The following is a 22,633-nucleotide window of genomic DNA, read 5'->3' as shown; positions in this document are numbered from 1 at the left end:
CCGGCGAAGGCGTCAAGACTTGTGAACGAGGGCTGAAGGGAAGCCCGTCATCCGGTTCAGGGGCGGAGCCGTATCAAGGGTTCATGACCCAGTCCCACTCCCCCCTCGACGCCTTCGACGAAGCTCCGCGGGTGACCGCGTGCGACGGCGAGGTCGTGATCAGCGGCTCCCTGGTCAATGCGGCCTATACGCTGAGCGCGGGGCGCGCCCTGCTGGCCAGCCTGAGCGAGGCGCTGGAGGAGGCGGAACGGCAGCTGGCTCCGGCGAACGGTGCAGGCAACGGTCTGGGCAAAGAAAAACGCCCGGCCTTGCGACCGGGCGTCGTCTAAATCCAGCAGGCGTAAGCCTTACTTGATCTTGCCTTCCTTGAACTCGACGTGCTTGCGCACGACCGGGTCGTATTTCTTGACGACCATCTTCTCGGTCATGGTCCGGGCGTTCTTCTTGGTGACGTAGAAGAAGCCGGTGTCGGCGGTCGAGTTCAGGCGGATCTTGATGGAAGCCGGCTTGGCCATCGGGAATTACCTTTGCGACGGCGAAAGCCGCTGAAATGAGAGGCGCGGAACATACTCAGGCGCGCCCGGAAGTCAACCGCTCAGGAGAAGGCGCGAAGACGGGCGAGCAGGGGGGCGAGACCGGGGATCAGGGGCTCGATCTCGGCGGCGTTCTTCTTCCACTTGCCGGCCTCGGGCGGGGTCAGGGTGTGGCGCGAGGGGGGCAGGTCCCCGCCGGTGCGTTCGCTGAGGGCGGCGTCGAACTCCAGGCCCGCGAAATCGCAGACGCCGCGGATGACGGCGGCGGGATCGGCGAGGAAGTCGCTGTAGCGGACGACGTGGCGGCGGTCGGCCGGAAGCTGTTCCAGATCGTCCATGATGGTCTGGTTCGTGGTGGCCCACTGATAGGCCGCGACCTCGGGCAGGGGCCTGCCCTTGAGCGACGGCCAGCCGGGCGGGAGCAGCAGGGACCACGGACCGTCCCAGCCAGGCAGGTTCGGATAGGTGACCCAGCCGCCGGCGCGCCAGGCGTCGATGATGCTGGAGATGTTCTCCTCGGGCTCGCGCCACAGGAAGACGAACCGGGCGTCGGGGAAGAGGGCGTCGAAGAAGGGGATGCGCAGGGCGTTCTTGGGCGTCTTTTCCAGCAGGCGGACCGAGGCGGCGTCGGCGGGCTGGCCGGCGGCGTCGACCAGCTTGCCGGCGAGGCGCGACTTCATGGCGAGGGCGATCTCGGGCGTCAGCCGGTCGGCGGTCAGGCGGTTTGAATCGACGCCGGGAGAGCCGGGCAGAAACATGCGGAAGCCCTCGACCAGCCAGTGGGCCTCGCCGCCAGGATTGTGCAGCTGGGGCGTGACGGCGAGGGTCTCGAACAGGGCGGTGCTGCCGGAGCGGGGCGCGGCGACGATGATGACCGGGCGGTCGTAGTCGGGGGTGCGGACGACGGGGCGCGCGGCGGGGGCTTGAGCGGCTGAGGCTGAGGCTGAGGCTGCAGTTGCAGCCGGGGCCGACGCGCCCATGCCGGGGACGTCCGGGTTCACGGCGTAGGTGCCGATGCGCTGGCCGATCACGCGCAGGACCGGCATCTGGTTGGAGCGGACGCGCAGGTCGTCGCCGAGGGCCTGGACCTGCTGCAGCAGCAGTTCGAGCCGCTTGCGGTAATGGGGGACGCCGCGGTCGCTGTCGGCGAACAGGGACCACAGCTGGCGCCAGTCCTGACGGAAGCCGTAGACGACGCGCTGGTAGCGGCCCATTTCCTCACCGCCGGCGTCGCCGGGCTTGAGGGAGACCGTCTCCTCGACCAGGTCGCGCAGCAGGTCGTCGACCTCCGACGGCGGCATGACGCGGTAGACGTTGTGCTGCTCGGTGGCGATGCCGACGCGGGCGCCGGGCTGGTACGGCACGGTCTGGGGCGCGATGTCGCCGGTCGCGGCGGCATGGGCCATGTCCCAGAAGCGGCTGTTGCCGGTGGTGTCGGCGACGAGGTGGACGCGCTCGATGTCGGAGTGGTTCTCGACCTTGTGGACGCGCCAGTTGTCGAAGATCCACGACTCGCCCTGCGCCATGTGCACCACCTGGTCGTCGCAGAAGAATTTCACGTCCGGCGTGGTGACGATGGGGATGTGCAGGCGGACGCGGTGGAACCAGTGGTAATTGATGTCCGTGTGCATCGGCACGGTCGCGCCGGGTCCCAGCTTCATCAGGCGCGATCGGCTCCAGACCACGCCGAAATGGGCGAGCACCTGCTGCAGATAGGGTGAGGCCAGCAGGTGCGGCGTCGGGGCCATGGCGCCGGCGACATCGTCATTCTCGCCGCCGCCGACGGTGATCAGGCGCAGGGCGCTGTTGCCGTCGAGGTTGTTGGGGTGACGCACCCAGGCGTCGGCCGGCAGGGCCGCGATCTCTTCCTGCAACCGGGCGGCGTCGAACCGGAACGGCAGCTTGATGAACGGGGCCTCGAGTTTCATGCCCTCGGCATACCGGGGGGCGGGGACCGGGTCAAAGCGGCAGACGCCCTTAGATGGCGCGCCAGGCGGCCATAGGCTGCACGGTGGCGCAGGCGGGCGAACCGTCCTTGCCGCGGCCGGGCAGGACGACTTCCAGCGTCCTGCCCGCTCGGGCCTCGTCGAGCAGGGCGGGCGGGATGTCGTGGATGTCGATCTTGGCGCGGCGGGTCCAGACGCTGCCGCAGTCGCCGGCGGACGTTCCGATGCGGATATAGACGAAGCGGCGCTGCGGGCCCTCGCGCCGGACGAAGGGGCCGAGGACGCGGTTGTCGTCGGAGAGGCGGACGGGGACGTCGAACGAGATCGGGCCATCGGCGGCGGTGACCGGCTCGTGCGGCGCGTCGTCCTGCTGCAGGCTGTAGCGGACGCCGGGAACGGGGTCCGCGATGGTCAGGCGCAGAGTGATGGGGGTGTCCGGCATGTCAGCCGCCGTCGCGGAAGGTCGCGAGCATGGCCTCGGCCTGTTCGAGGCGCTGGAAGACGTCGGCGGCGTCGCCGCTGACGCAGCCGGCGTCGAAGTTCAGGGACTGGTCCGCGTGCCCGGGCTGGGACCAGATCAGACTGCCATAGGCGCCGTCGGTGATGACGCGGCGGCACTCGAAGCGCGAGCCTTCGTAGGGGGCGAACAGGGCGCGGAAGCGGTCGAACTGCTCTTCGGACACCGGGAAGGTCACAGGCTGCGCGTCCCGGTTGATGTAGCGGCCCTCTCCGCCGCGCGGCAGGGTCCATTCCACGAGGCGGTTGCCCCATGAGCGCCAGACGAGGGTCATGGTGGTCGGGGCCGGAAGGCCCGGCGGAGGAGTCCAGCGGGCGCGCGCCCAGTCATTCATCTGGCGGTAGGCCAGGTTCATGTTGCGGCCGCTGGCGGTGAAGGCCGGCGTGTAGCAGAAGCTGTCGTTCGGGCGCCGCACCTCGCCGGTGCGATCACGCCACAGCATGTAGCCATCGCGGTACAGGTTCCGGGCGGTGGGATCGTCGCAGGCGCGGCCTTCGGCCCGATAGGGCTCCAGCAGGTCGCGGATGACCGCATAGTCCTCATGGCTGACCGGGAAAGTCCAGTCCTCCTTGTCGCCGCTCCGGAAGCGGCCCTGACCACCGTCCTCGATGCTGTAGAACAACACCTCCGGCCGATCGACAACCTCGATCCGGTCCGGCGCGGTCTGGGCGGCGGCGGGCGCGGCGAGCAGGCAGGCGGCGGCGATCAGGGTGATGAGCTGGCGCATGGGCATCCTCCGATGGCCAGAGAAGCGCAGTCGCGGAAGTCAGGCAACTGCAGCGTGCAGCGGGGTCAGGGATCGTCAGTCCTGATGCTCGACCACATGCTTGCCCCGGACCATGCGCACGAAGGGGAGGGGCCGGTCGGGGGTTTCGAGGCGGGCGCGGACCTCGCCGATGACGAAGCGGGTGATGGCGGGGAGGTCGAGGGCTTCCGCCTCGGCGAGGGGGATCCAGGCGATCTCGTCCAGTTCGCCGGACCCGGCGGTCGGCTCTGGGTGCAGCAGGGCGGCGGCGTCGGCCATGAAGAAGCGGGCGTCGAAGCGGCGGGTGCGGCCCGGCGGGGTGATGGCCCGCGCGACATAGGACAGGGCGGCGAGGTCGGGCAGGGCGCCGGCGGCGCGGAACTCGCGCCACGGGCCCGCGACGGAGGCGGGCGGGGCCGGTTCGGCGAGCAGGAGGCCGGTCTCCTCGAAGGTCTCGCGCACGGCGGCGAGGGCGAGGGCGCGGGCGCGGCGGGGCGAGACCTCGCGGGCGAGACGTGCGGCCTCCGGGGGCTGCAGTTCGGAGGCGGAGGCGACGCCGGCGTCGCTGCGCTCGACGCGCCCGCCGGGAAAGACCCATTTGGCGGCCATGAAGACATGGCCCTTGGCCCTGCGGCCCATCAGGACCTCCCGGCCAAATCGGCCGGCGCGGGTGAGGATCAGGGTGGCGGCGTCCTTTGGCCGTTGCCGGCCTCCCGTGCGGGGGGCGTCGGACAGGTCCTTCTCGGAATCGAATGGTTCAGTCGGGGCGGGCACCGTAGAGGATTAGCACCGAACCTTCATCGTCGGCGACACAGACCGAGCCCTGATCCGGTGCGGTGACGGTCGAGGCTCAGACCCGCCGCCAGTAGATGACGAAGACGAACTCGCCTGGACGCGCGGGGCTGGAGCCAAAACTGCTCATGGGAGACTCCAGGCCCGGCGTCGGCTCGCCATCTCTCACATCCTGGAGGCGGTTCATCAGGCTGGCCACCCGGTCGCCTGCCACATCGAGGTGGGTGGAGCCGGAAACCTCGCAGAGGGTCGCGCCGCAGGTCACCCCCAAGTTCTCCACACCGTCAGCAGGGGTCAGCACCGCCTCGTACCGTCGGGAAAGCAGGGCCTCGGTCGTCGGGGACCATGCGGGATCGGGCGACCCGGCGGCCTCCGCGTGGAGAGCAGCCATGTCAGGCGCCTGCTGCTGGTGCGAGAGAAGGTCGGTTACGAGCGACTGACCCCGGCCGACTGGGGATGCGGCGGGTGGAGTGACGGTCTGCTGTGCGAACAGGGCGACGGCGATCAGGCCTGCGGCGATCATCGGAAGTCTCCATCGTCTGAGGGACGACGCGCGATGTGAGGGCTGCGCGTCTTGACGACAGAGGTCTGGAACGAACGACGGCTCGGGAGCCAGATCGATAAAATCGTGACGATTTTCTTGTGCCGTCAGTAGCCGGGCGATCTCGCGGCTGCTGGCGAGGCCGGTCTTGCGGCGGGCGTTGCGGAAACGCTCGTTGACGGCCGCGACCGACAGACCCCTGAGCGTGGCGATGGATTTGGCGGTGTGTCCGCGGCCCAGCAGGATCAGCAACTCCCGCTCGACCTTGTTGAGCCGGTCCAGCGGGGATGACTGTGACGGGTCCACCGCGCTCATCCGGCTACCGCCGCTTGCCCTTGCGGACTCCCTTGAGGCCGCCGGAGGGTTTGCCGCCGCGGGGGGGCTTGGGACCGCCGGGGCGGTTGCCGCCGCGTTTGGGGAAGCTGTCGCCGCCGCGGCCGCGGGTGCGCTCGCCGAGGCGAGGCGAGGGGGCGTTGGGATCGCGAGGGGCGGGGTCGGACAGCATCTCGAAGACGAGACCGCCGGTCACTGGCGTGGCCTCGACCAGCTTGACCTCGACGTTGCGGCCGAGGGTCCACCGCTGGCCGCTGCGTTCACCGACGAGGGCGTGTGTCCGGTCGTCGTGGTGGAAATACTCGCCGCCGAGGGTGGAGACGGGCACGAGGCCGTCGGCGCCGGTTTCCTCCAGCCGGATGAAGAGGCCGAAGCGGGTCACGCCGGTGATGCGGCCGGGGAAGGTCGCGCCGACCCGCTCCGACAGGAAGGACGCCATGTAGCGGTCCATGGCGGCGCGCTCGGCGGCCATGGAGCGGCGCTCGGTCATGGTGACCTGTTCGGCGATGGCGGGCAGTTCGGCGATCTCGCGGTCGGTGAGACCGTCCTTGCCGAGGCCGAGGCCGCGGATCAGGCCGCGGTGGACGATCAGGTCGGAGTAGCGGCGGATCGGCGAGGTGAAGTGAGCATAGCGGTCGAGGTTGAGGCCGAAGTGGCCGACGTTCTCGGGGCTGTAGATGGCCTGCATCTGGGTGCGCAGGACGACCTCGTTGACGACCTCTGCGTGTTCGCCGTCGCGGGTCTCGTCCAGCAGCTTGTTGAACCGCTTGGTGGTGGCCGGTTCGCCCTTGTTCCACGGCTTGCCGATCGTCTGAAGGAAGTCGCCGAGGTTGAACAGCTTCTCCTGACTGGGGGCGTCGTGAACGCGGTAGAGCAGGGGCACCCGCTTCTGCTCCAGCGTCTCGGCGGCGCAGACGTTGGCCTGGATCATCATCTCCTCGATCAGGCGGTGCGCCTCCAGCGACTTGCGCGGGACGATCGAGCCGATGCCGCCGCCGGGATCCATCAGAACCTTGCGCTCGGGGCTTTCGATGGCCAGCGGGCTGCGTTTCGTGCGGCCCTTGAGCATGGTCCGGTAGGCGTTCCATAGCGGATAGAGGATGGCCTCCATGATGGGGCCGGTGACGTCGTCGGTACCGCCGCCACCCTCTGGTCCGTCGATGGCGGCCTGGGCCTGTTCGTAGCTGAGGCTGGCGTGGGATCGCATCAGGCCCCGGACGAACTTGTGGCCCGTCTTCCGCCCGTCCTTGTCGAAGACCATGCGGACGGCGAGGCAGGCGCGATTCTCGCCGTGCTTGAGGCTGCACAGGCCGTTGGAGAGCACTTCCGGCAGCATCGGTTCGACGCGGTCGGGGAAGTAGGTCGAGTTGCCCTTCTCGCGCGCCTCGCGGTCCAAGGCCGTGCCTGGGCGGACGTAGGCGGCGACGTCGGCGATGGCGACCCAGACGATCCAGCCGCCGTCGTTCTTCGGGTCCTCGTCGCGCTGGGCGAAGACGGCGTCGTCATGGTCGCGGGCGTCGGCGGGGTCGATGGTGATCAGCGGCAGGTCGCGCAGGTCTTCGCGGCCCTTGAGCGACGGGAGCTCCTGATCCTGGGCTTCCTGCTGGACCTTGTCCGAGAAGCCCATCGGAACGTTGTGGGCGGCGATGGCGATCAGGGAGGCGGCGCGGGGATCGTCCTCGCGGCCGATGGTCTCGAGGATCTTGCCGCGTTTGGGACCGTAGCGCTGCTCGCCCTTTTCGATGGCGGCCAGCACGAGATCGCCGTCGCGCAGACCCTCTGCCTGGGCGTGAGGGACCAGAAGGACATCCTTCGAGCGGCGGTCGACGGGTTCGACCCGGACCTCCTTGTTCGACTTGCGGATGACGCCGAGGACGCGGTTGGTGTCCGTGTCGAGTACCTTGATCAGGCGGGCTTCCCAGCCGTTTTCGCCGCGAGTGAATTTGGCCAGGACCCGGGCGCCGAGGCCCGGGGCCGCGCCGGTCTTGCCAGTGTTGTCCGGGACGAGGACGGCGCTTGGCGCGTCGGGGGAGGCCTCGACGAGGCGGACATGGAAGTCGCCGTCGACATCGCGCTCGACCACATCGGCCACGCCGACGGGGGGCAGGGCGCCGGCTTCGGAGAAGGCCTTGCGGCCGCGCTTGCCGAGTTTGCCCTCGGCCTCGAGCTCGCGGATCATTTCACGCAGGGCGCGGCGGTCGCCGCCCTTGAGGCCGAAGTGGCGGGCGATGTCGGTCTTCTCGGCCGATCCGGCGTCGCGCAGGAAGGCGAGGAGGGTATCTTTGTCGGGCAGGCCGGCAGGGGGCCGGCGGGGAGATTTTGTCATTTGAATCCTTGATAACGCGCTTCTCGCCGGTTCGAAGGCGAAATCTTGCGCGGCTTGTCGTCAGGGAGGGCGGAGCCTAGCTTCCGGGCTCGAAGTTCCCTGGAGTTGTTGAATGTCGCTCGCCCCCACCCCGGTCCTGACCGGTCCCACCGGTTCGTTGCTGGACCTGATCGGCAAGACGCCGATGGTGGAGGTGACGAAGATCGATACGGGCCCGTGCCGCCTCTTCCTGAAGCTGGAGAGCCAGAACCCAGGCGGGTCGATCAAGGACCGGATCGCCCTGTCGATGATCGCGGCGGCCGAGGCGGAGGGGTTTCTGAAGCCCGGCGGAACCATCGTCGAAGCGACGGCCGGCAACACGGGTCTGGCGCTGACGCTGGTGGGTCAGGCCAAGGGATATAAGGTGCTTCTGGTCATCCCGGACAAGATGTCCAAGGAAAAAATCCAGCATTTGAGGGCGATGGGCGCGGATGTTCGCCTGACGCGTTCGGACGTGCCGCATGGGCATCCGGAATATTACACCGACATGGCCGAGCGGCTGGCGCAGCAGATCCCGGGCGGGTTCTACGTCAACCAGTTCGCCAACGACGCCAACTCCGCTGCCCACTTCAAGACGACCGGGCCGGAAATCTGGGAGCAGATGGACGGCGACGTCGACGCCTTCGTGGCCGGGATCGGCTCGGGCGGGACCATCACCGGCATCGCGCGCTATCTGAAGAGCGTCGGTTCTGACGCCAAGGTCATCCTCGCCGATCCGGTCGGCTCGACGCTGGCGGGCATCGTCAACGAGGGCGTGCCGGGGCCGGAGGGCAGCTACACCGTCGAGGGCATCGGGCAGAATTTCGTGCCGGATACGGCGGACATCACCCTGATCGACAAGGCCTATTCGATCCCGGACGCGGAGGCGATCGCCACGGTGCGCGAGCTGCTGCTTAAAGAGGGCGTGCTGGCGGGGTCGTCGTCGGGGACGCTGATCGGGGCCGCCCTGCGCTGGTGCCGCGAGCAGACCGAGCCTAAGCGGGTGGTGACCTTCGTCTGCGACACCGGGGCCAAATACCTGTCCAAGGTCTACAACGACGCCTGGCTGGCGGATCAGGGGCTGGGCGAGCGCGAGCTGCACGGCGACCTGTCGGACCTGATCACGCGCAAATACGAGAACGGCGACGTGGTGGTGATCGGGCCGGACGACACACTGGACACGGCCTTCAAGCGGATGAAGGGCGCCGACGTGTCGCAGCTGCCGGTCATCGACCAAGGCCGCTTGGTGGGGATCGTCGACGAGAGCGACATCGTCCATGTGATGAATACCGACGAGATCACGCGGCAGGAGCGGTTCGGCAAGCCGGTCGGCTCGGTGATGACACGCGATCTGGACACGGTGCAGGTCGGCGAGCCGCTGGACGCCCTGATCCCGCTGTTCGACCGGGACCGGGTGGCCATCGTGCTGGACGGGGACGCCTTCGTGGGCCTGATCACCCGCAGCGACCTGATCAACCACCTGAGTCTGAACCGGCAGGGGTGACGATGATGCGGTGGCTGCTGGCGGTCGCGATGGGGCTGATGTGGCCGGCGGCGACCGCGGCGCAGGCCGCCTGCGCGGACGATGTGGCCCAGGCGGCGAGCCGGGAGCAGGTCAGCTACACCAGCGGCGCGGCGACGGTGCGCGGGCTGATCTATCGGCCGGTGCGCGCCAATGGAGCCGGTGTGGTGCTGCTGCACGGGGCCCGGGGGCTGGGGTCCGATGCGGCGACCTTCGATCCCCACGCGATCCAGCTGGCCTCGCGCGGCTATCATGTGCTGGTCCCGAACTATTACGACGCCGAGCCGGGCAAGGCGCGGCGCACCGCCCGTGACATGAGGGTCTGGCGTCGGGCGGCGAGTGACGGCGCGGCATGGCTGGCGGAGCAGCCGGGCATGGAGGCCGGACGGGTGGCGCTGTGGGGCTATTCGCTGGGCGGCTTTCTGTCGGGCGAGACGGCGATGGAGGCGGACGGGGTCGCGGCCGCCGTGTCGGTTGCGGGCGGGCTGGACGCGGGCGAGGCGGGACGGGACCGGCGGGCGGTTCCGCTGCTGCTGATCCACGCCCGGCGCGACCCGGTGATCTCTCCGGCGTCCACCCGCCGCTGGGGCGACGACTTGCAACACCGGGGCGCCATGGTGGAGGTTCAGGCGCTGGACTGGGAGGGGCACGGCTTCGACGGTCCGACCTGGTGCGACATTTTCGGGCGGACGCGGGCCTTTCTGGACCGGACCGTGATCGGGGAAGGGGCGTGAGATGAGGCGGGGGGCGTTCTTTACGGTGGCGGTGGCCGGCGCGGCCGTGCTGCTTTCCGGGGCTTCGTCGGGCGCGGCCCAGACGCCGCCAAGCCCGCCGCAGGTGGGGATTTCGGGCTGCACCGACGATGTGCCGGTGCGGGCCACGCGGGAGCTGATCTCGTTCGAGAGCCGGGGTCGGGACATCCGGGCGTACCTCTATACGCCGCGCGGAGAGGTGAACGGGGCGGCCATCGTGCTGCTGCACGGCGGCACGGGGTTCGAGATGAACTCGATCCTGTTCGACGCCCACGCCATCCAGCTGGCGTCGCGCGGCTATCTGGTGATGCTGCCGGCCTATTTCGACGCGGCCTCGCCCGATCAGGGACGGCCGACGGTGACGCGGCGGCTGTGGCGGCAGGTGGCGCTGGACGCTGCGGCGGCGCTGGCGGCCGAGCCGGGGGTGAAGCCGGCCGAGGTGGCGCTGTGGGGCTATTCGAGAGGCGCCTTCGTCGCGGCGGATGCGGTCACCGATCCTAACAGCCCGATCCGCTCGGCGGTGCTGGCTGCGGGCGGCGGCGAGGTGACCGAAAGCGTGGCGGGTCGCGACGTGTCGGTCCTGCTGCTGCACGCCGAACGCGACGAGGCCGTGCCGGTGCGCTCGACCCGGCGGCTGGCGGAAACGCTGCGCGAGGCGGGGGCGGCGGTGGATGTCCAGCCACTGGATTTCATTGGCCACCAGTATGATCTGCGGACCTGGTGCGACGTGTTCGCCCGGACGCGGACCTTCCTCGAGGGAAGGGCGGAGGCGGACAATGGACCGGCGTAGCCTTCTGGCGGCGGCGGCCGCGGCGGGTCTGGCGGGACAGGCTTGGGGGCAGGAGGCGGCGCCCGAACCGAGTTACGAAGGCATGACCTTCCAGAGCCACGACAAGACCATCCGGTCCATCCACTACCGGCCAGTGGGCGAGGGACGGCGGGCGGCCATCGTGATGATGCACGGCTCGGGCGGGCGGATCACCAACCGCGGACCGTGGCACCAGCTGGCCATGCGGTTCGCGGGCGACGGCTATGAGGTGCTGACGCCGCTCTATACCGACGCCTTCCCCGACGACGGCATCCGGCCGGAGCGGATGATGGAGGCGTGGCGGGACGTCGGCGAGCACGCCATCGACTGGTTCATCGAGCGCGGCGTGGACCGGCGGCGGACGGCGATGTTCGGCTATTCGCTGGGGTCTTACGTCGCGGTGGACGGGGCGCTGGGCAACAGCCGGGCAGCGGCGGCGATCGGGCTGGCGGGCGGGACGGACGTCTATACGCCGCGCGTGCCGAGGCGGCGCATTCCGGTGCTGGTGATCCGGGCCGACGGCGACACCCATGTGCTGCCGCGCAATACGGCGGCCTGGGTCGACTTCCTGAGGGAACACGAAATCAATGTGAGGGTGGAAGTTCTGCAGGACTCCGACCATCTGTTCACAGCGCCGAAATGGCTGGAGATCTTCCAGCTGTCGGCGGCGTTTTACGGCGGCAACATCGGCCGCCCCGATCAGGACACCGCATGAGTTCGCTGAAGAACAGCCAAGGTTTCTCCACCCGCGCCATCCACGCCGGCCAGAGGCCCGACCCGACGACGGGCGCGGTGATGACGCCGATCTACGCCACCTCGACTTACGCCCAGGAAAGCCCGGGCGTGAACAAGGGCTATGAATACGCGCGGGGCAAGAACCCGACACGGGAGGCGTTCGAGGCCTGTCTGGCCGATCTGGAGGGCGGCACGCACGGCTTCGGCTTCGCCAGCGGCATGGCGGCGACGGCTACGGCGCTGGAGCTGCTGGACGCCGGGTCGCACATCGTCACCGGCGACGACCTGTACGGCGGGTCATGGCGGCTGTTCGAGCGGGTGCGGCGGCGCTCGATGGGTCTGGACTTCGCCTATGTCGATCTGAGCGATCTGGCGGCGGTCGAGGCGGCGATCACGCCGAAGACGCGGATGATCTGGGCCGAGACGCCGACCAATCCGCTGATGAAGCTGGCGGACATCGCCGGCCTGTCGAAGATCGCGAAGGCGCACGGGCTGAAGCTGGTGGTGGACAACACCTTCGCCACGCCGTGGAGCCAGCAGCCGCTGAAGCTAGGCGCGGACATCGTCATGCACTCGGCGACCAAATACCTGAACGGCCATTCGGACATCATCGGCGGGGCGCTGGTGACCGGCGACGCCGAACTGGCGAAGGAGATCAAGTTTCTCCAGAACTCCATCGGCGGGGTGATGGGGCCGTTCGACGCCTTCCTCGCCAACCGCGGGCTCAAGACGCTGGGCCTGCGCATGAAGGCGCACAACGAGAACGCGCTGGCGGTGGCGCGCTGGCTGGAGGCACGCAAGGGGATCGCGAAGGTGATCTACCCGGGGCTGATCAGCCACCCGCAGCACGATCTGGCGGCGAAGCAGATGAACGGCCGCTTCGGCGGCATGGTCACGGCGATCATCGACGGCGACCTGTCGCGCACCAAGCAGGTGCTGGAGCGGGTGCAGGTCTTTACCCTGGCGGAGTCGCTCGGCGGCGTGGAGAGCCTGGTCAACCACCCGTCGATCATGACCCACGCGAGCGTGCCGAAGGAGGTGCGCGAGGCGGGGGGAGTCACCGAGAACCTGATCCGGCTGTCGGTCGGTGTGGAAGAGGTCGAGGACCTGATCGCAGACCTGGATCAGGCGCTGACTGTCTAGGCGGCCTTGTCGGGCAGGGCGGTCTGGTGACCGGTCGCCGGGACGACTTTCTTCTTCGCCGGGGCGCGGGCCTTCTTGACCGTGGCGGTCGGAGCGGCGGCGCGGCGGGCGGTTTCGGCGTCGATGAGGGGAAGGATTTCGGCGGCGGTGTTCATCTGGACCGCGGAGCCGGACTCCGACAGGCGGGCGGCGTTAGCGCGCAGGGCCTTCAGGTCGGGGTCGCTCATGGCGGGGATCATGTCGGCAAGCGGGGTCATGGCGATCTCCAGAACAGGGATACGGTGGTCGGGCCGGCGCCGTGATCGGCGGCCGGCCCTTCCGTCAGTCGGAAACTATTCGGCGGCCTTCAGGCGGCCGGCGGATTCCTTGCCCGAGCGCGAGTCGCGCTCGATCTCGTACGAGACCTTCTGGTTTTCGTTGAGCGAACCCAGGTCCGAGACCTCGACGGCCGAAGCGTGGACGAACACGTCCTTGCCGCCGTCATCGGGGGCGATGAAGCCATAGCCCTTGGTGGAGTTGTACCATTTCACAGTGCCGGTAGCCATTTTGAGACCTCCGTTAGGCGTTGGCCGCCGGAAGAGGTTCCGGGTCGGCCTGTCGGGTCTGAATGGGATCGGCGTTGGACCTCGGTGCGCGATGCAAAGGGACAGCAGCGTTTCGCAGAGAGATCGACGGGCCTCAGGTGGGCGCTTTCCGCACGAATAGCAAGGGTAAGGCGAAAACGCCCCGGGCCGTGGAGGGAAGGAAGGTCGGCCCGGGGCAGGTCTCCACTAGTTGGGCATGGAGACCGTATCGGTGACGTGGATGACGCCGTTGGACTGGAAGACGTCGGCCTGGGTGACGGTGGCTTCGCCGCCCTTTTCGTCGGTCAGGATGACGGCGTTCCCGCGCAGGGAGGCGGTCAGGACGCCGCCCTCGACGGTGGTCAGACGGGCGCTGCCGCCGCCGGCCTGGATCTGTTGGATGAGATCTGCGGCCGCGATGCGTCCGGGGACGACGTGATAGGTCAGGATCTTGGTCAGGGTGGCCTTGTTGGCCGGCTGGGTCAGGGTTTCGACGGTGCCCGCCGGCAGTTTGGCGAACGCGGCGTTGGTGGGGGCGAAGACGGTGAACGGGCCGGGGCCCGACAGGGTCTCGACGAGGCCGGCGGCGGTCACGGCGGCGACCAGGGTCGTGTGATCGGCCGAGTTCACGGCGTTCCCAACGATGGTCTTGTTCGGATACATGGCCGCGCCGCCGACCATGACGGTCTCCTGCGTCGTAGGGGCGGCGGGCTCGGCCGCGGCCGGCGCGGGGGCGGTTTCGGCCGGCGAGCAGGCCGCGGCGAAGATGGCGCCGGCGGCGACGCCGACGATGAGAACGGTGCGCGAGGGGGTAAGCATCATCTGTATCTCTCCTGAGCGGCCGTCTGTGCGGCTCGGTGAGAGAGACGAGCGGGCGGCTCCGGTGGATCACCGCCGCGGCCACTGGCCACACCCGACATCCGGAATGGCGCCTCGTGCGTACGGGCGCGCCCGGACAGCAAAACGGCGGCGGACGCTTTCGCATCCGCCGCCGCCGGAAAAGTCATGCGCCGGAGACCGGCGCCTGAACTCAGCCCTCGGTCTTCAGCTGACCAGCGGATTCCTTGCCCGAACGCTTGTCGCGCTCGATTTCGTAGGAAACCTTCTGGTTTTCATCCAGGCCGCGCAGGCCGGCTTGCTCGACGGCCGAGATGTGGACGAAAACGTCCTTGCCGCCGTCGTCAGGCTGGATGAAGCCGTAGCCCTTGGTGCCGTTGAACCATTTCACAGTGCCGGTAGCCATGTTTAGACCTCCGTTTGGCGTTGGCCTCAGGGAAGAGCCCCTGGAGGCCTGTCGGGTCTAAAAGGAGCGGCTAGACCTCAGTGCGAAAGCAGAGGGATGGCGTTTCGCAGAAAGAGATCGACGACCGGGGTTGTGGACTGTCCCCGCGTCGAAAGCAAGGCAGAGCCTTCAGCCGGCCGTTTCGTCCTCGGCGGGCGCGACGTAGTTCTCCTGGCACAGCTTGCGCAGGGCGGCGCTGAGCGTGGGGCCGTAGAGGGAGTCCTGGATGCGGTCGAAACCCTCGGCGGAGAGGGCCTGTTTGATATCGCTGACGGTGCGGCACCGGCCCTCGCGGGCGAGTTCATAGGCGCGTTCGAGCGTGGTCGGTCTGTGAGTCATACCCCTAGGTAGGCATGACGAGCGCGGATTGCGAGCCTCAGAACGAGAAGCTGAGCCCGGCGACCAGAGTATCGGCGTATTGCTCGCCCGGAACGTCCGCGTCCGTACCGTACCAGCGCAGCTCGCCCTCGAGATTGCGGGTGAGGGCGTAGTTGAGGCCGATGTTGTAGCCGGTGTAGTCGACGCTGTTGTCCTGCTCGCGGCGGCCGACGGCGGCGGAGGCGGACAGCTTTTCGTTGAAGTCCCATCCGACCTGGGCCTCGGCCCAGCTCCAGGCCTCCGTCGAGCCGGTGCCGTCGGGCGAATACTGCAGGCGCAGGCGGGCCTTGGCGGGACCGATGGAGCGTTTCATGTCGCCCGTGAACTCCCAGGCGTCGTCGTCCGCACCCTGATTGGCGCCCACGTGCCACTTGTGTTCGGCCTTGAGATCGAAGTCGAAGCCGGCGAACTCGGGGCGGATGCCCGCCGCCAGCGCGACCTCGAGGTCGGAGCCGGTCGAGGCCTTGATCGTCTCGAACGATGGACCGGCGTAGAAGAAGCCCGAAGGGCTTTCCCATTCGGCTTCACCCCAGACGAAGGGTTCGCCGTCCGACTTGGAGACGTCCTTGGAGCGGTTGTCGGTGGCGGCGCCGACGGCGAAGGACCAGGAGCCCATGCTCCCGTCCTGAGCGGCGGCAGGCGCGGCGCAGGCCAGCAGGGCGGCCATGGCGGCGGTGGTCGTCAGCGCACGGATCATCGATTCGCCTCGTTTGAACGAGGCCGGTCTAGTGACGGTTCTTGTAGAATTTGTCACAGGCCTGCGAATATTCGTCCTGCAACCGACGAACCAGGGCCCCAGCGGGCAGGACGTCGTGGACCGCGCCGGCGCCCTGACCGGCTGACCAGACGGTCTTCCAGGCCTTGGCTTCATCGGCCATGTCCAGCTTGTGCTCGGGCAGGGTCTTCGGGTCGATGCCGTTGGCGACCAGCGAGGGGGTCAGGAAGTTGGCCGGGATGCCCGAGACGGCGGGCGTATAGGTGATGTCCGAGGCGCCGGCCTCGACGATCATCTGCTTGTATTCGGGCTGGGCCTGCGACTCCGTCGTCGAGATGAACCGGGTGCCCATATAGGCGAAGTCGGCGCCCATCATGGTGCCGGCGGCGACGTCCCGACCGGTCGACAGGCAGCCCGACAGGATGATGGTCCCATCGAAGAAGCCGCGAACCTCCTCGACCAGGGCGAAGGGGTTGACCACGCCGGCGTGGCCGCCTGCGCCGTTGGCGACGAGGATCAGGCCGTCGACACCCGCTTGCGCCGCCTTGCGGGCGTGACGCACGTTGGCGATGTCGTGGAAGACCACGCCGCCGTAGCCGTGAACCGCGTCGACCACGTCGCGGACCGCGCCCAGCGAGGTGATGATCAGCGGCACCTTCTCCTCGACCGAAACCATCATGTCGGCCATCAGGCGCGGATTGGTCGGATGGACGATGTGGTTGACCCCGAAGGCGGCGGCGTCGGGGTTCAGCCGTCCCTTGATCTCGTGCAGCCACTCCCGATAGCCCTCGGTGGTGCGCTGGTTCAGGGACGGGAAGGTGCCAATGACCCCGGCGTTGCAGCACTCGACGACCAGATCGGGGCCGGAGACGAGGAACATCGGCGCGGCGATGACCGGCAGCTTCAGTCCGTTTTGCAGCGATGCCGGAATGGCCATGACGTCCCCCAGAGTTGTCTTTGGCTACGGATAGCCGGGCGCCGCCGGGGAAGGCAAATCCGGCTGACCGGGGGAGTTCGGGTCGTCGAACCGGACGGTGAACCTTACCCGGCTACCCGCCCTGCCATTCAGGGGCATCGACATGCGCGCGTGTGGCGTGCTTTCGAGGGCGATCTGGCCAAAGCCCGACCCGCGCGGCGTCTCGCTGACGATACGGCAGTCGGTGAGGCTTCCATCGCCCAAAATCTGACAATCGAGGGTCGCGATCCCGGCGGATGAGCCGGGACGATCCGTGTCCGTGGCGCAAGCCGTGAGGCCAAGAAGGATCGCGGCAGGAGCGATGAGCGTTCGCAGGCTTTGAAATGCGGTCCGCATGGTCATATGTCCTCGCCTACGACCTTCATGCCCCTGCGCTTACCGCGCCCGCAAGCCGAAACCTCCCCGCCATGACCACCGACACCTCCGGCCTGAACCAGCTCGGCCAGATGACCACCGCCCCGACGAGCCCGGAAACCGCCGTGCTGGAGCGGGTGCCGAACCCGCATGCGGACACCCTCTATCTGACCCGGTTCACGGCGCCCGAGTTCACCAGCCTGTGCCCGGTGACGGGTCAGCCGGACTTCGCCCACATCGTCATCGACTATGCGCCGGGCGAGTGGCTGGTCGAGAGCAAGAGCCTGAAGCTGTACCTGACCAGCTTCCGCAACCACGGGGCCTTCCACGAGGACTGCACCGTCGCCATCGGCAGGAAGCTGGCGGAACTGCTTGAGCCGAAATGGCTGCGGATCGGCGGCTACTGGTACCCGCGGGGCGGGATTCCGATCGATGTGTTCTGGCAGACGGGCGCCCCGCCGGAAGGCCTGTGGCTGCCGGATCAGGGCGTGCCCACCTATCGCGGACGGGGCTGAGGCAGCGGGACCTGACGAGGGGCGGCGCAACGGCCGCGCCCGTGCTTCAACCTAGTGGCTGGATGAGCTGTTGGCGGAGCCGACCTCGTCCTGGGCGCGGGTCTGGTCGGGTGCGACGGTTCCGGCGTCAGCGGCCGTCGCGGCCTGTCCGTGCAGGAGGCGAGCGTCCTGCTGCTCATTGTAGCCGCCGCCGCTGTCGGTTTCGCGGTTGGCCGCGGCCTCTCCGCCCGCGCGGGGCGAGACCTGTTGAACGAAGGCGCCGGCGTCGGCGATCTCGTCGGCCTCGCCTTCGGACTCGTCCTGCGGGCGGGTCACCGGGATGCGTCCGAGGCGTTGATGGCGACGTCCTCGCCGCTTTCCGCGACAGCGTCGTCAGGCAGGGCGTCGGCGACGGCGCCGCCGGCGGTCGTGTCGGAATCCGCTTGGTGGGTCGGCCCGCGGCCGGGGTCGCGCCGCTCGGCGCCCTCGACGTGGCTGGCGAAATTCTGGTCGAGGTGCTCGCGGCCGTCGCCGGCCATGGGCCGGGCGGGCGGCTGGTGCGCGGCTTCGGTGTCGCTGGGGCGGTCGGAGGTGGATTCAGGCATGGGCGGCTCCTGCGGTCTGCGCCTACAAACGAGGGCAGGCTGATCGGTTCCGCGTTCGATCTGCACCGATATTCCACGAGGCGCGGGCGGATGGCTGTCCTAGGCTGGGCCTGTGAGCGACTCGATCCGCCTGCCGCTGGAAGCTTGGGGCCGCCGTCTGATGGCGGAGGCGGAGGCTTGGGCCGACCGCTCGCGCGTCCGCCGCTGGGCCTATGAGTTCCTCTGGTTCGGGCTGAAGCAGGGTTGGGCCTGCCTGTTCGGCGGGGCGATGCTCGTGCTGATCGTTGGGACGCACCTGCTCTGGCCGGATCAGGCGCCGATGTCGCGCTACGACTTTCTGGTGGTCGGCGCGCTCGCGATCCAGGCCGCCATGTTGGCGCTTAAGCTGGAGAGCTGGGAGGAGGCCCGGGTCATCTTCCTGTTCCACATAGCGGGGACGGTGATGGAGCTGTTCAAGACGGCGCACGGATCGTGGCTCTATCCCGAGGACAGCGTGCTGCGGATCGGCATGGTGCCGCTGTTCTCGGGCTTCATGTACGCGGCGGTGGGCAGCTACATCGCGCGGGTGCAGCGGATATTTCACATCCGGGTGAGGCGCTGGCCGCCGCTGTGGGCGACCTGGGCGCTGGCGGCGGCGATCTACGTCAACTTCTTCGCTCATCACTGGCTGGTGGATGTGAGGCTGGCGTTGTTCGCGGCGACGGCGGTGCTGTTCGGGCGGGGCTGGTTCTATTTCACGGCGGACCGGGTGCGGCGGCGGATGCCGCTGCTGCTGGGCTTCTTCCTCGTGGCCCTGTTCATCTGGCTGGCCGAGAATCTGGCGACCTTCGGCCGGGCCTGGGCCTATCCGGGACAGGCGGACGGATGGGAGATGGTCGGGGTCGATAAGCTGGGAAGCTGGTTCCTGCTGATGATCATCTCGATCGTGCTGGTGTCGATCGTGCATCGGCCGGAGCCGGAGCCTTTCGCTGAGCCGGGCGCGTGATAGACCGCTCGCAGGGGGAGGCCGCATGACAATCACGAACACCGAGGTCGTCATTCTGGGCGGGGGCCATAACGGGCTGGTGTGCGCCTTTTATCTGGCGCGGGCCGGGCTGAAGGTGACGGTGCTGGAGCGGCGGCACGTGGTCGGCGGGGCGGCTGTGACGGAGGAATTCCATCCCGGCTTCCGCAACTCGACGGCCAGCTACACGGTCAGCCTGCTGAACCCGAAGGTCATCGCGGACATGGAGCTGGCGCGGCACGGCCTGACGGTGGTCGAGCGCAAGGTCTCGAACTTCCTGCCGTTCGACGACGGCCGCTATTTGCTCGCGGGGGAGGGGCGGACGCAGGGGGAGGTGGCGAAGTTCTCGGCGAAGGATGCGGAGCGGCTGCCGGAGTACGAGCGGCGGCTGGAGGTCGTGGCGGGGGTGCTGCGCGACTGGATCCTGAAGGCGCCGCCGAATGTGGTGGAGGGCGGCTGGATGGCCATGCTGCCGGAGCTGCTGAAGGCCGGCGGGCTGGGGCGGCAGGCGGCGGGGCTGGACGTGCAGGGACGGCGCGACCTGCTGGACCTGTTCGCCAAATCGGCGGGCGACTGGCTGGACGGCTGGTTCGAGAGCGATCCGATCAAGGCGCTGTTCGGCTTCGACAGCGTCGTGGGGAACTACGCCAGCCCGTACACGCCCGGCTCGGCCTATGTGCTGCTGCACCATGTGTTCGGCGAAGTGAACGGACGCAAGGGCGTGTGGGGTCATGCGCTGGGCGGCATGGGGGCGATCACCCAGGCCATGGCCAATGCGTGCGCCGAGTTGGGCGTCGAGGTGCGGCTGGATACGGCCGTGGCCGAGGTGCTGACGGAGAAAGGGCGGGCGGTCGGAGCGGTCACCGCCGGCGGAGACACGGTGCGGGCCCGGGCCGTGGTGTCGAACCTGCATCCGCGGCTGCTGTTCGAGACCTTGGTGGACGACGCGGTCGTGCCGGCCGATTTCCGGGAGCGGATAGGGAACTATCAGTCTGGGTCCGGCACCTTCCGGATGAATGTGGCGCTGTCGGAGTTGCCGAACTTCACCGCCTTGCCGGGGCAGGGGGATCACCTGACGGCGGGCATCATCATCGCCCCGACGCTGGACTACATGGACCGTGCGCATGCCGAGGCGCGGCTGAACGGCTGGTCGTCGAAGCCGATCGTGGAGATGCTGATCCCCTCGACGCTGGATGACAGTCTCGCGCCGGCCGGACAGCATGTGGCCAGCCTGTTCTGCCAGCACGTCGATCCCACGCTGGGGGATGAGCACCGCGATACGGTGGCGGACCTGATGATCGACACGGTCGACGCCCACGCGCCGGGGTTCAAGGCATCGGTGGTGGGGCGGCTGGCGCTGGGGCCGCGCGATCTGGAGCGGCGGTTCGGCCTGGTGGGCGGCGATATCTTCCACGGACGGCTGACGCTGGACCAGCTGTTCAGCGCCCGACCGGTGCTGGGGCACGCCGATCACCGGATGCCCGTCCCGGGTCTCTATCTGTGCGGATCAGGCGCGCATCCGGGCGGCGGGGTCACCGGCGCGCCGGGTCACAACGCGGCGCGGGCGGTGCTCAAGGGTCTCGGACGCCGGGCCTAGACGTCCGCCAGACCCATGGCCTTTATCAGGGCGTCGCGGACGGCGGCCTCTGTGAACGGCTTCTGCAGGGTCGGCTGGCCGCGCCATTCGTCGGGCAGGCCGCCTTCGCCGTAGCCGGTCGAGAAGACGAAGGGGACGCCGCGGTCCTTGAGCGCCTGGGCGACGGGGAAGACCTGTTTGCCGGCGACGTTGACGTCCAGCAGGGCGGCGTCGATCGGCTCTTCGTCCTGCGCCATGCGCAGGCCTTCGTCGACCGTGGAGGCGGGGCCCACCGGCACACAGTCCATGTCCTCGAGAATGGTCTCCAGAAGCATGGCGACCAGCGATTCGTCCTCGACGATCAGCACGCGGCGACCTGCAAAACCCTGGCTCATGTGGCCTGCTCCCTGTCCAGCGGAATTGAGAATGTCGCGACGAAACCGTCGGCTGCGTAGTCGAGTTTGACGTCGCCCGCCAGATCGTGGCGCACATTGCGTTCGATCAGCCGGCTGCCGAAGCCCTTGCGTTCGGGCTGGATCACCCCCGGACCGTCGATTTCGCGCCAGGTCAGTTCGAGGCGGGGGTTCGCCTGATTGGCGAGGGCCCAGTCGACCATGATGCGGCCGCCGGGGACCGACAGGGCCCCGTATTTGGCGGCATTGGTGGCCAGCTCGTGGAAGATCATGCCGAACGAAAGGGCCGCGGCGGGGGGCAGGGGCACCGGGGGCCCGGCCACCGAGACCCGGTGCGCCCCGTGCGCCTCGGTCTCATGCTCGAGGATCGAGCCGAGGCCGGCGCCCTCCCAGTGGCTGCGGGTGAGCAGGTCGTGGGTGTGGGACAGGGCCAGCAGGCGGGCCTGGAAACCCTCGGCGAAGGTGCGGGGGTCGGCGTGCGATCGGGCGGTCTGCATGGCGATCGACTGAACGGTGGCGAGGGTGTTCTTCACACGGTGGTTCAGCTCGTCGATCATCAGCTTCTGACGCTCGGCGGCGCGGACGGACTCGGTGACGTCATGGCCTTGGACGAAGATGCCGGCAATGGCGCCGGCGCTGTCGCGGATCGGCTGATAGACGAAGTTCAGATAGAGGGTTTCGAGAGGCGCGCCCGGCGTGCGCTGCAGCTGGAGTTGACTGGCGCGGCCCTCGTGGGGCTCTCCCGTGGCGTAGACAGAGTCCAAGAACTCCGCGTAGCCCTGATTCACGATCTCCGGCAGGGCCTCCCTGACCGGCTTGCCGGTAATGTCGCGGTGCCCGATCAACTGGGCATAGGCGGGATTGTGCATCTGGAAGACGTGGTCTGGCCCGGTCAGCACGCAGACGAAGCCCGGCGCCTGCATGAACATCTCAAGCAACCGGTTGCGCTCGGTCTCGAGGCGGCGATTGGCCTCCTGCACCTGTTCGGCGCGGACCAGAACGGCTCCGCCAAGGATCGAGTCCAGAGCGGTGACCGCACCGGTCCGGCGACTCTGTTGCCTGAGCCGCTGCAATTCGGTGATGTCAGTGGTGTGCTGGAGCAGAAAAACGACTCCGCCACGCTCGTCAAGCACGGGCGTGTGGGTGGCGCTCCAGTAGCGGTCCTCGAATACTTCGCGGCCATCCTGAAGGCGGACGGGGATGGAGAACCGGACCAAGGCCAGATGATCCCGCTGCCGGGTGTCCCGGGCCCGCTCGAGGGATTCCCGCACCTGACGCACGTTCTCGGGGGCCTCGTCGCCCGGCCCGGAATCGAAGGCCGAAAACAGGGGCTGGCCTATGAGGCCTTCCCGCGTGGTGTGGGTGACGTCCAGATAGGCCTGATTTACGCCGGCGATCCGCAGGTCGGGCGTGAGCAGCACATAGGGATTGGGCGAGGCGTCGAACGCGCTCGCCAGATCGACCGCCAGGCCGCCCGATTTCGCCAACTCTATCAAACGTGTCCCCGCCGTGCCCGGCGCACTAACGCCATGAGCGCGCATAGGTTTCATGATCCGCGCGCGT

Annotated in this window: 28 protein-coding genes; 9 read left to right on the top strand and 19 right to left on the bottom strand. The window is 68.6% G+C overall.

From position 1 onward, the window contains the following. Positions 1–83: 83 nt before the first annotated feature. Positions 84–329, top strand: coding sequence for a hypothetical protein (locus GGQ87_RS14785; RefSeq protein ID WP_168049033.1), 246 nt, complete (start codon positions 84–86; stop codon positions 327–329). A gap of 18 nt (positions 330–347) precedes the next feature. Here the strand turns inward: GGQ87_RS14785 and rpmG are convergent, their stop codons facing one another. The 7 genes from rpmG to rnr form a co-directional block, all read right to left on the bottom strand. Further along, on the bottom strand, positions 348–515 hold the full coding sequence (rpmG, locus tag GGQ87_RS14780; RefSeq protein ID WP_003164451.1) for a 50S ribosomal protein L33: 168 nt from the start codon (positions 513–515) through the stop codon (positions 348–350). An 80-nt stretch (positions 516–595) separates the two neighbouring features. Continuing rightward, complete coding sequence (locus tag GGQ87_RS14775; protein WP_168049031.1) at positions 596–2,461, bottom strand: sulfotransferase; 1,866 nt, start codon at positions 2,459–2,461, stop codon at positions 596–598. A gap of 49 nt (positions 2,462–2,510) precedes the next feature. After that, positions 2,511–2,921, bottom strand: coding sequence for a DUF5990 family protein (locus GGQ87_RS14770; RefSeq protein WP_168049029.1), 411 nt, complete (start codon positions 2,919–2,921; stop codon positions 2,511–2,513). Between the two features lies 1 nt (position 2,922). After that, a complete protein-coding gene (locus tag GGQ87_RS14765) occupies positions 2,923–3,723 on the bottom strand; it encodes a hypothetical protein (protein WP_168049027.1) in 801 nt (266 codons plus the stop codon). Positions 3,724–3,798: 75 nt separating this feature from the next. Continuing rightward, the gene (locus tag GGQ87_RS14760) at positions 3,799–4,380 is read right to left on the bottom strand and encodes an NUDIX hydrolase (protein ID WP_425339286.1); all 582 of its coding nucleotides are present in this window, start codon (positions 4,378–4,380) and stop codon (positions 3,799–3,801) included. A 211-nt stretch (positions 4,381–4,591) separates the two neighbouring features. Continuing rightward, positions 4,592–5,389: a helix-turn-helix transcriptional regulator gene (locus tag GGQ87_RS14755; protein ID WP_168049023.1), complete on the bottom strand. Its 798-nt coding sequence runs from the start codon at positions 5,387–5,389 to the stop codon at positions 4,592–4,594. A 4-nt stretch (positions 5,390–5,393) separates the two neighbouring features. Continuing rightward, a complete protein-coding gene (gene rnr / locus GGQ87_RS14750; protein ID WP_168049021.1) occupies positions 5,394–7,733 on the bottom strand; it encodes a ribonuclease R in 2,340 nt (779 codons plus the stop codon). Positions 7,734–7,845: 112 nt separating this feature from the next. Here rnr and GGQ87_RS14745 point away from each other — a divergent pair, with 112 nt between their 5' ends. Genes GGQ87_RS14745 through GGQ87_RS14725 form a run of 5 tightly spaced genes read left to right on the top strand, consistent with a single transcriptional unit; the run spans position 7,846 to position 12,711 of the window. Further along, positions 7,846–9,255, top strand: coding sequence for a pyridoxal-phosphate dependent enzyme (locus GGQ87_RS14745; RefSeq protein WP_168049019.1), 1,410 nt, complete (start codon positions 7,846–7,848; stop codon positions 9,253–9,255). A gap of 5 nt (positions 9,256–9,260) precedes the next feature. After that, positions 9,261–10,007, top strand: a complete 747-nt coding sequence (locus GGQ87_RS14740) for a dienelactone hydrolase family protein (protein ID WP_168049017.1) — start codon at positions 9,261–9,263, stop codon at positions 10,005–10,007. 1 nt (position 10,008) lies between these two features. After that, positions 10,009–10,815, top strand: coding sequence for an alpha/beta hydrolase family protein (locus GGQ87_RS14735; RefSeq protein WP_168049015.1), 807 nt, complete (start codon positions 10,009–10,011; stop codon positions 10,813–10,815). Further along, positions 10,802–11,548 carry a dienelactone hydrolase family protein gene (locus GGQ87_RS14730; protein WP_168049013.1) on the top strand — a complete coding sequence of 249 codons (747 nt, stop codon included), beginning with the start codon at positions 10,802–10,804 and terminating at the stop codon, positions 11,546–11,548. Before GGQ87_RS14735 ends, GGQ87_RS14730 begins: the two co-directional genes overlap by 14 nt. Next, positions 11,545–12,711 carry a cystathionine gamma-synthase gene (locus GGQ87_RS14725; protein ID WP_168049011.1) on the top strand — a complete coding sequence of 389 codons (1,167 nt, stop codon included), beginning with the start codon at positions 11,545–11,547 and terminating at the stop codon, positions 12,709–12,711. The genes GGQ87_RS14730 and GGQ87_RS14725 overlap by 4 nt, the downstream gene beginning before the upstream one ends. On the opposite strand, the gene GGQ87_RS15595 is transcribed toward GGQ87_RS14725, so the two are convergent. The 8 genes from GGQ87_RS15595 to GGQ87_RS14685 form a co-directional block, all read right to left on the bottom strand. Next, on the bottom strand, positions 12,708–12,968 hold the full coding sequence (locus tag GGQ87_RS15595) for a hypothetical protein (protein ID WP_168049009.1): 261 nt from the start codon (positions 12,966–12,968) through the stop codon (positions 12,708–12,710). The genes GGQ87_RS14725 and GGQ87_RS15595 overlap by 4 nt on opposite strands. A 75-nt stretch (positions 12,969–13,043) precedes the next feature. Then, positions 13,044–13,256, bottom strand: a complete 213-nt coding sequence (locus GGQ87_RS14715) for a cold-shock protein (protein WP_168049007.1) — start codon at positions 13,254–13,256, stop codon at positions 13,044–13,046. Between the two features lie 225 nt (positions 13,257–13,481). Further along, positions 13,482–14,096 carry a fasciclin domain-containing protein gene (locus GGQ87_RS14710; protein ID WP_168049005.1) on the bottom strand — a complete coding sequence of 205 codons (615 nt, stop codon included), beginning with the start codon at positions 14,094–14,096 and terminating at the stop codon, positions 13,482–13,484. A gap of 208 nt (positions 14,097–14,304) precedes the next feature. Continuing rightward, entirely contained in the window at positions 14,305–14,517 is a 213-nt protein-coding gene (locus GGQ87_RS14705; protein WP_168049003.1) for a cold-shock protein, read from the bottom strand. 168 nt (positions 14,518–14,685) lie between these two features. Next, positions 14,686–14,895 (bottom strand): hypothetical protein, encoded by a 210-nt coding sequence (locus GGQ87_RS14700; protein WP_168049001.1) that lies wholly within the window; start codon positions 14,893–14,895, stop codon positions 14,686–14,688. Between the two features lie 37 nt (positions 14,896–14,932). After that, positions 14,933–15,631 (bottom strand): TorF family putative porin, encoded by a 699-nt coding sequence (locus GGQ87_RS14695; protein WP_168048999.1) that lies wholly within the window; start codon positions 15,629–15,631, stop codon positions 14,933–14,935. A gap of 28 nt (positions 15,632–15,659) precedes the next feature. Continuing rightward, entirely contained in the window at positions 15,660–16,586 is a 927-nt protein-coding gene (locus GGQ87_RS14690) for an NAD(P)H-dependent flavin oxidoreductase (protein WP_168048998.1), read from the bottom strand. 24 nt (positions 16,587–16,610) lie between these two features. Continuing rightward, a complete protein-coding gene (locus GGQ87_RS14685) occupies positions 16,611–16,967 on the bottom strand; it encodes an energy transducer TonB (protein ID WP_168048996.1) in 357 nt (118 codons plus the stop codon). A gap of 65 nt (positions 16,968–17,032) precedes the next feature. On the opposite strand from GGQ87_RS14685, the gene queF reads away from it, so the two are divergent. Continuing rightward, positions 17,033–17,494: a preQ(1) synthase gene (gene queF, locus GGQ87_RS14680; RefSeq protein WP_168048994.1), complete on the top strand. Its 462-nt coding sequence runs from the start codon at positions 17,033–17,035 to the stop codon at positions 17,492–17,494. A 51-nt stretch (positions 17,495–17,545) separates the two neighbouring features. Here queF and GGQ87_RS14675 read toward each other — a convergent pair whose 3' ends face one another. Continuing rightward, on the bottom strand, positions 17,546–17,809 hold the full coding sequence (locus GGQ87_RS14675) for a hypothetical protein (protein ID WP_168048992.1): 264 nt from the start codon (positions 17,807–17,809) through the stop codon (positions 17,546–17,548). Continuing rightward, the gene (locus tag GGQ87_RS14670; protein WP_168048990.1) at positions 17,806–18,078 is read right to left on the bottom strand and encodes a hypothetical protein; all 273 of its coding nucleotides are present in this window, start codon (positions 18,076–18,078) and stop codon (positions 17,806–17,808) included. The genes GGQ87_RS14675 and GGQ87_RS14670 overlap by 4 nt, the downstream gene beginning before the upstream one ends. Positions 18,079–18,238: 160 nt before the next feature. Between GGQ87_RS14670 and GGQ87_RS14665 the strand changes: the two genes are divergently transcribed. Next, positions 18,239–19,063, top strand: a complete 825-nt coding sequence (locus tag GGQ87_RS14665) for a DUF817 domain-containing protein (RefSeq protein ID WP_168049328.1) — start codon at positions 18,239–18,241, stop codon at positions 19,061–19,063. Positions 19,064–19,088: 25 nt separating this feature from the next. Next, complete coding sequence (locus tag GGQ87_RS14660) at positions 19,089–20,678, top strand: phytoene desaturase family protein (RefSeq protein ID WP_168048988.1); 1,590 nt, start codon at positions 19,089–19,091, stop codon at positions 20,676–20,678. Here the strand turns inward: GGQ87_RS14660 and GGQ87_RS14655 are convergent. Next, positions 20,675–21,052, bottom strand: coding sequence for a response regulator (locus tag GGQ87_RS14655; RefSeq protein WP_168048986.1), 378 nt, complete (start codon positions 21,050–21,052; stop codon positions 20,675–20,677). The two genes, GGQ87_RS14660 and GGQ87_RS14655, sit on opposite strands and share 4 nt — an antisense overlap. Further along, a complete protein-coding gene (locus GGQ87_RS14650; RefSeq protein WP_245161630.1) occupies positions 21,049–22,557 on the bottom strand; it encodes a sensor histidine kinase in 1,509 nt (502 codons plus the stop codon). The genes GGQ87_RS14655 and GGQ87_RS14650 overlap by 4 nt, the downstream gene beginning before the upstream one ends. Between the last annotated feature and the right edge of the window lie 76 nt (positions 22,558–22,633).

The organism is Brevundimonas alba (genome assembly GCF_011927945.1).
GTDB classification, from domain to species: Bacteria; Pseudomonadota; Alphaproteobacteria; order Caulobacterales; family Caulobacteraceae; genus Brevundimonas; species Brevundimonas alba.
This window is presented reverse-complemented; position numbering and strand designations above follow the sequence as displayed.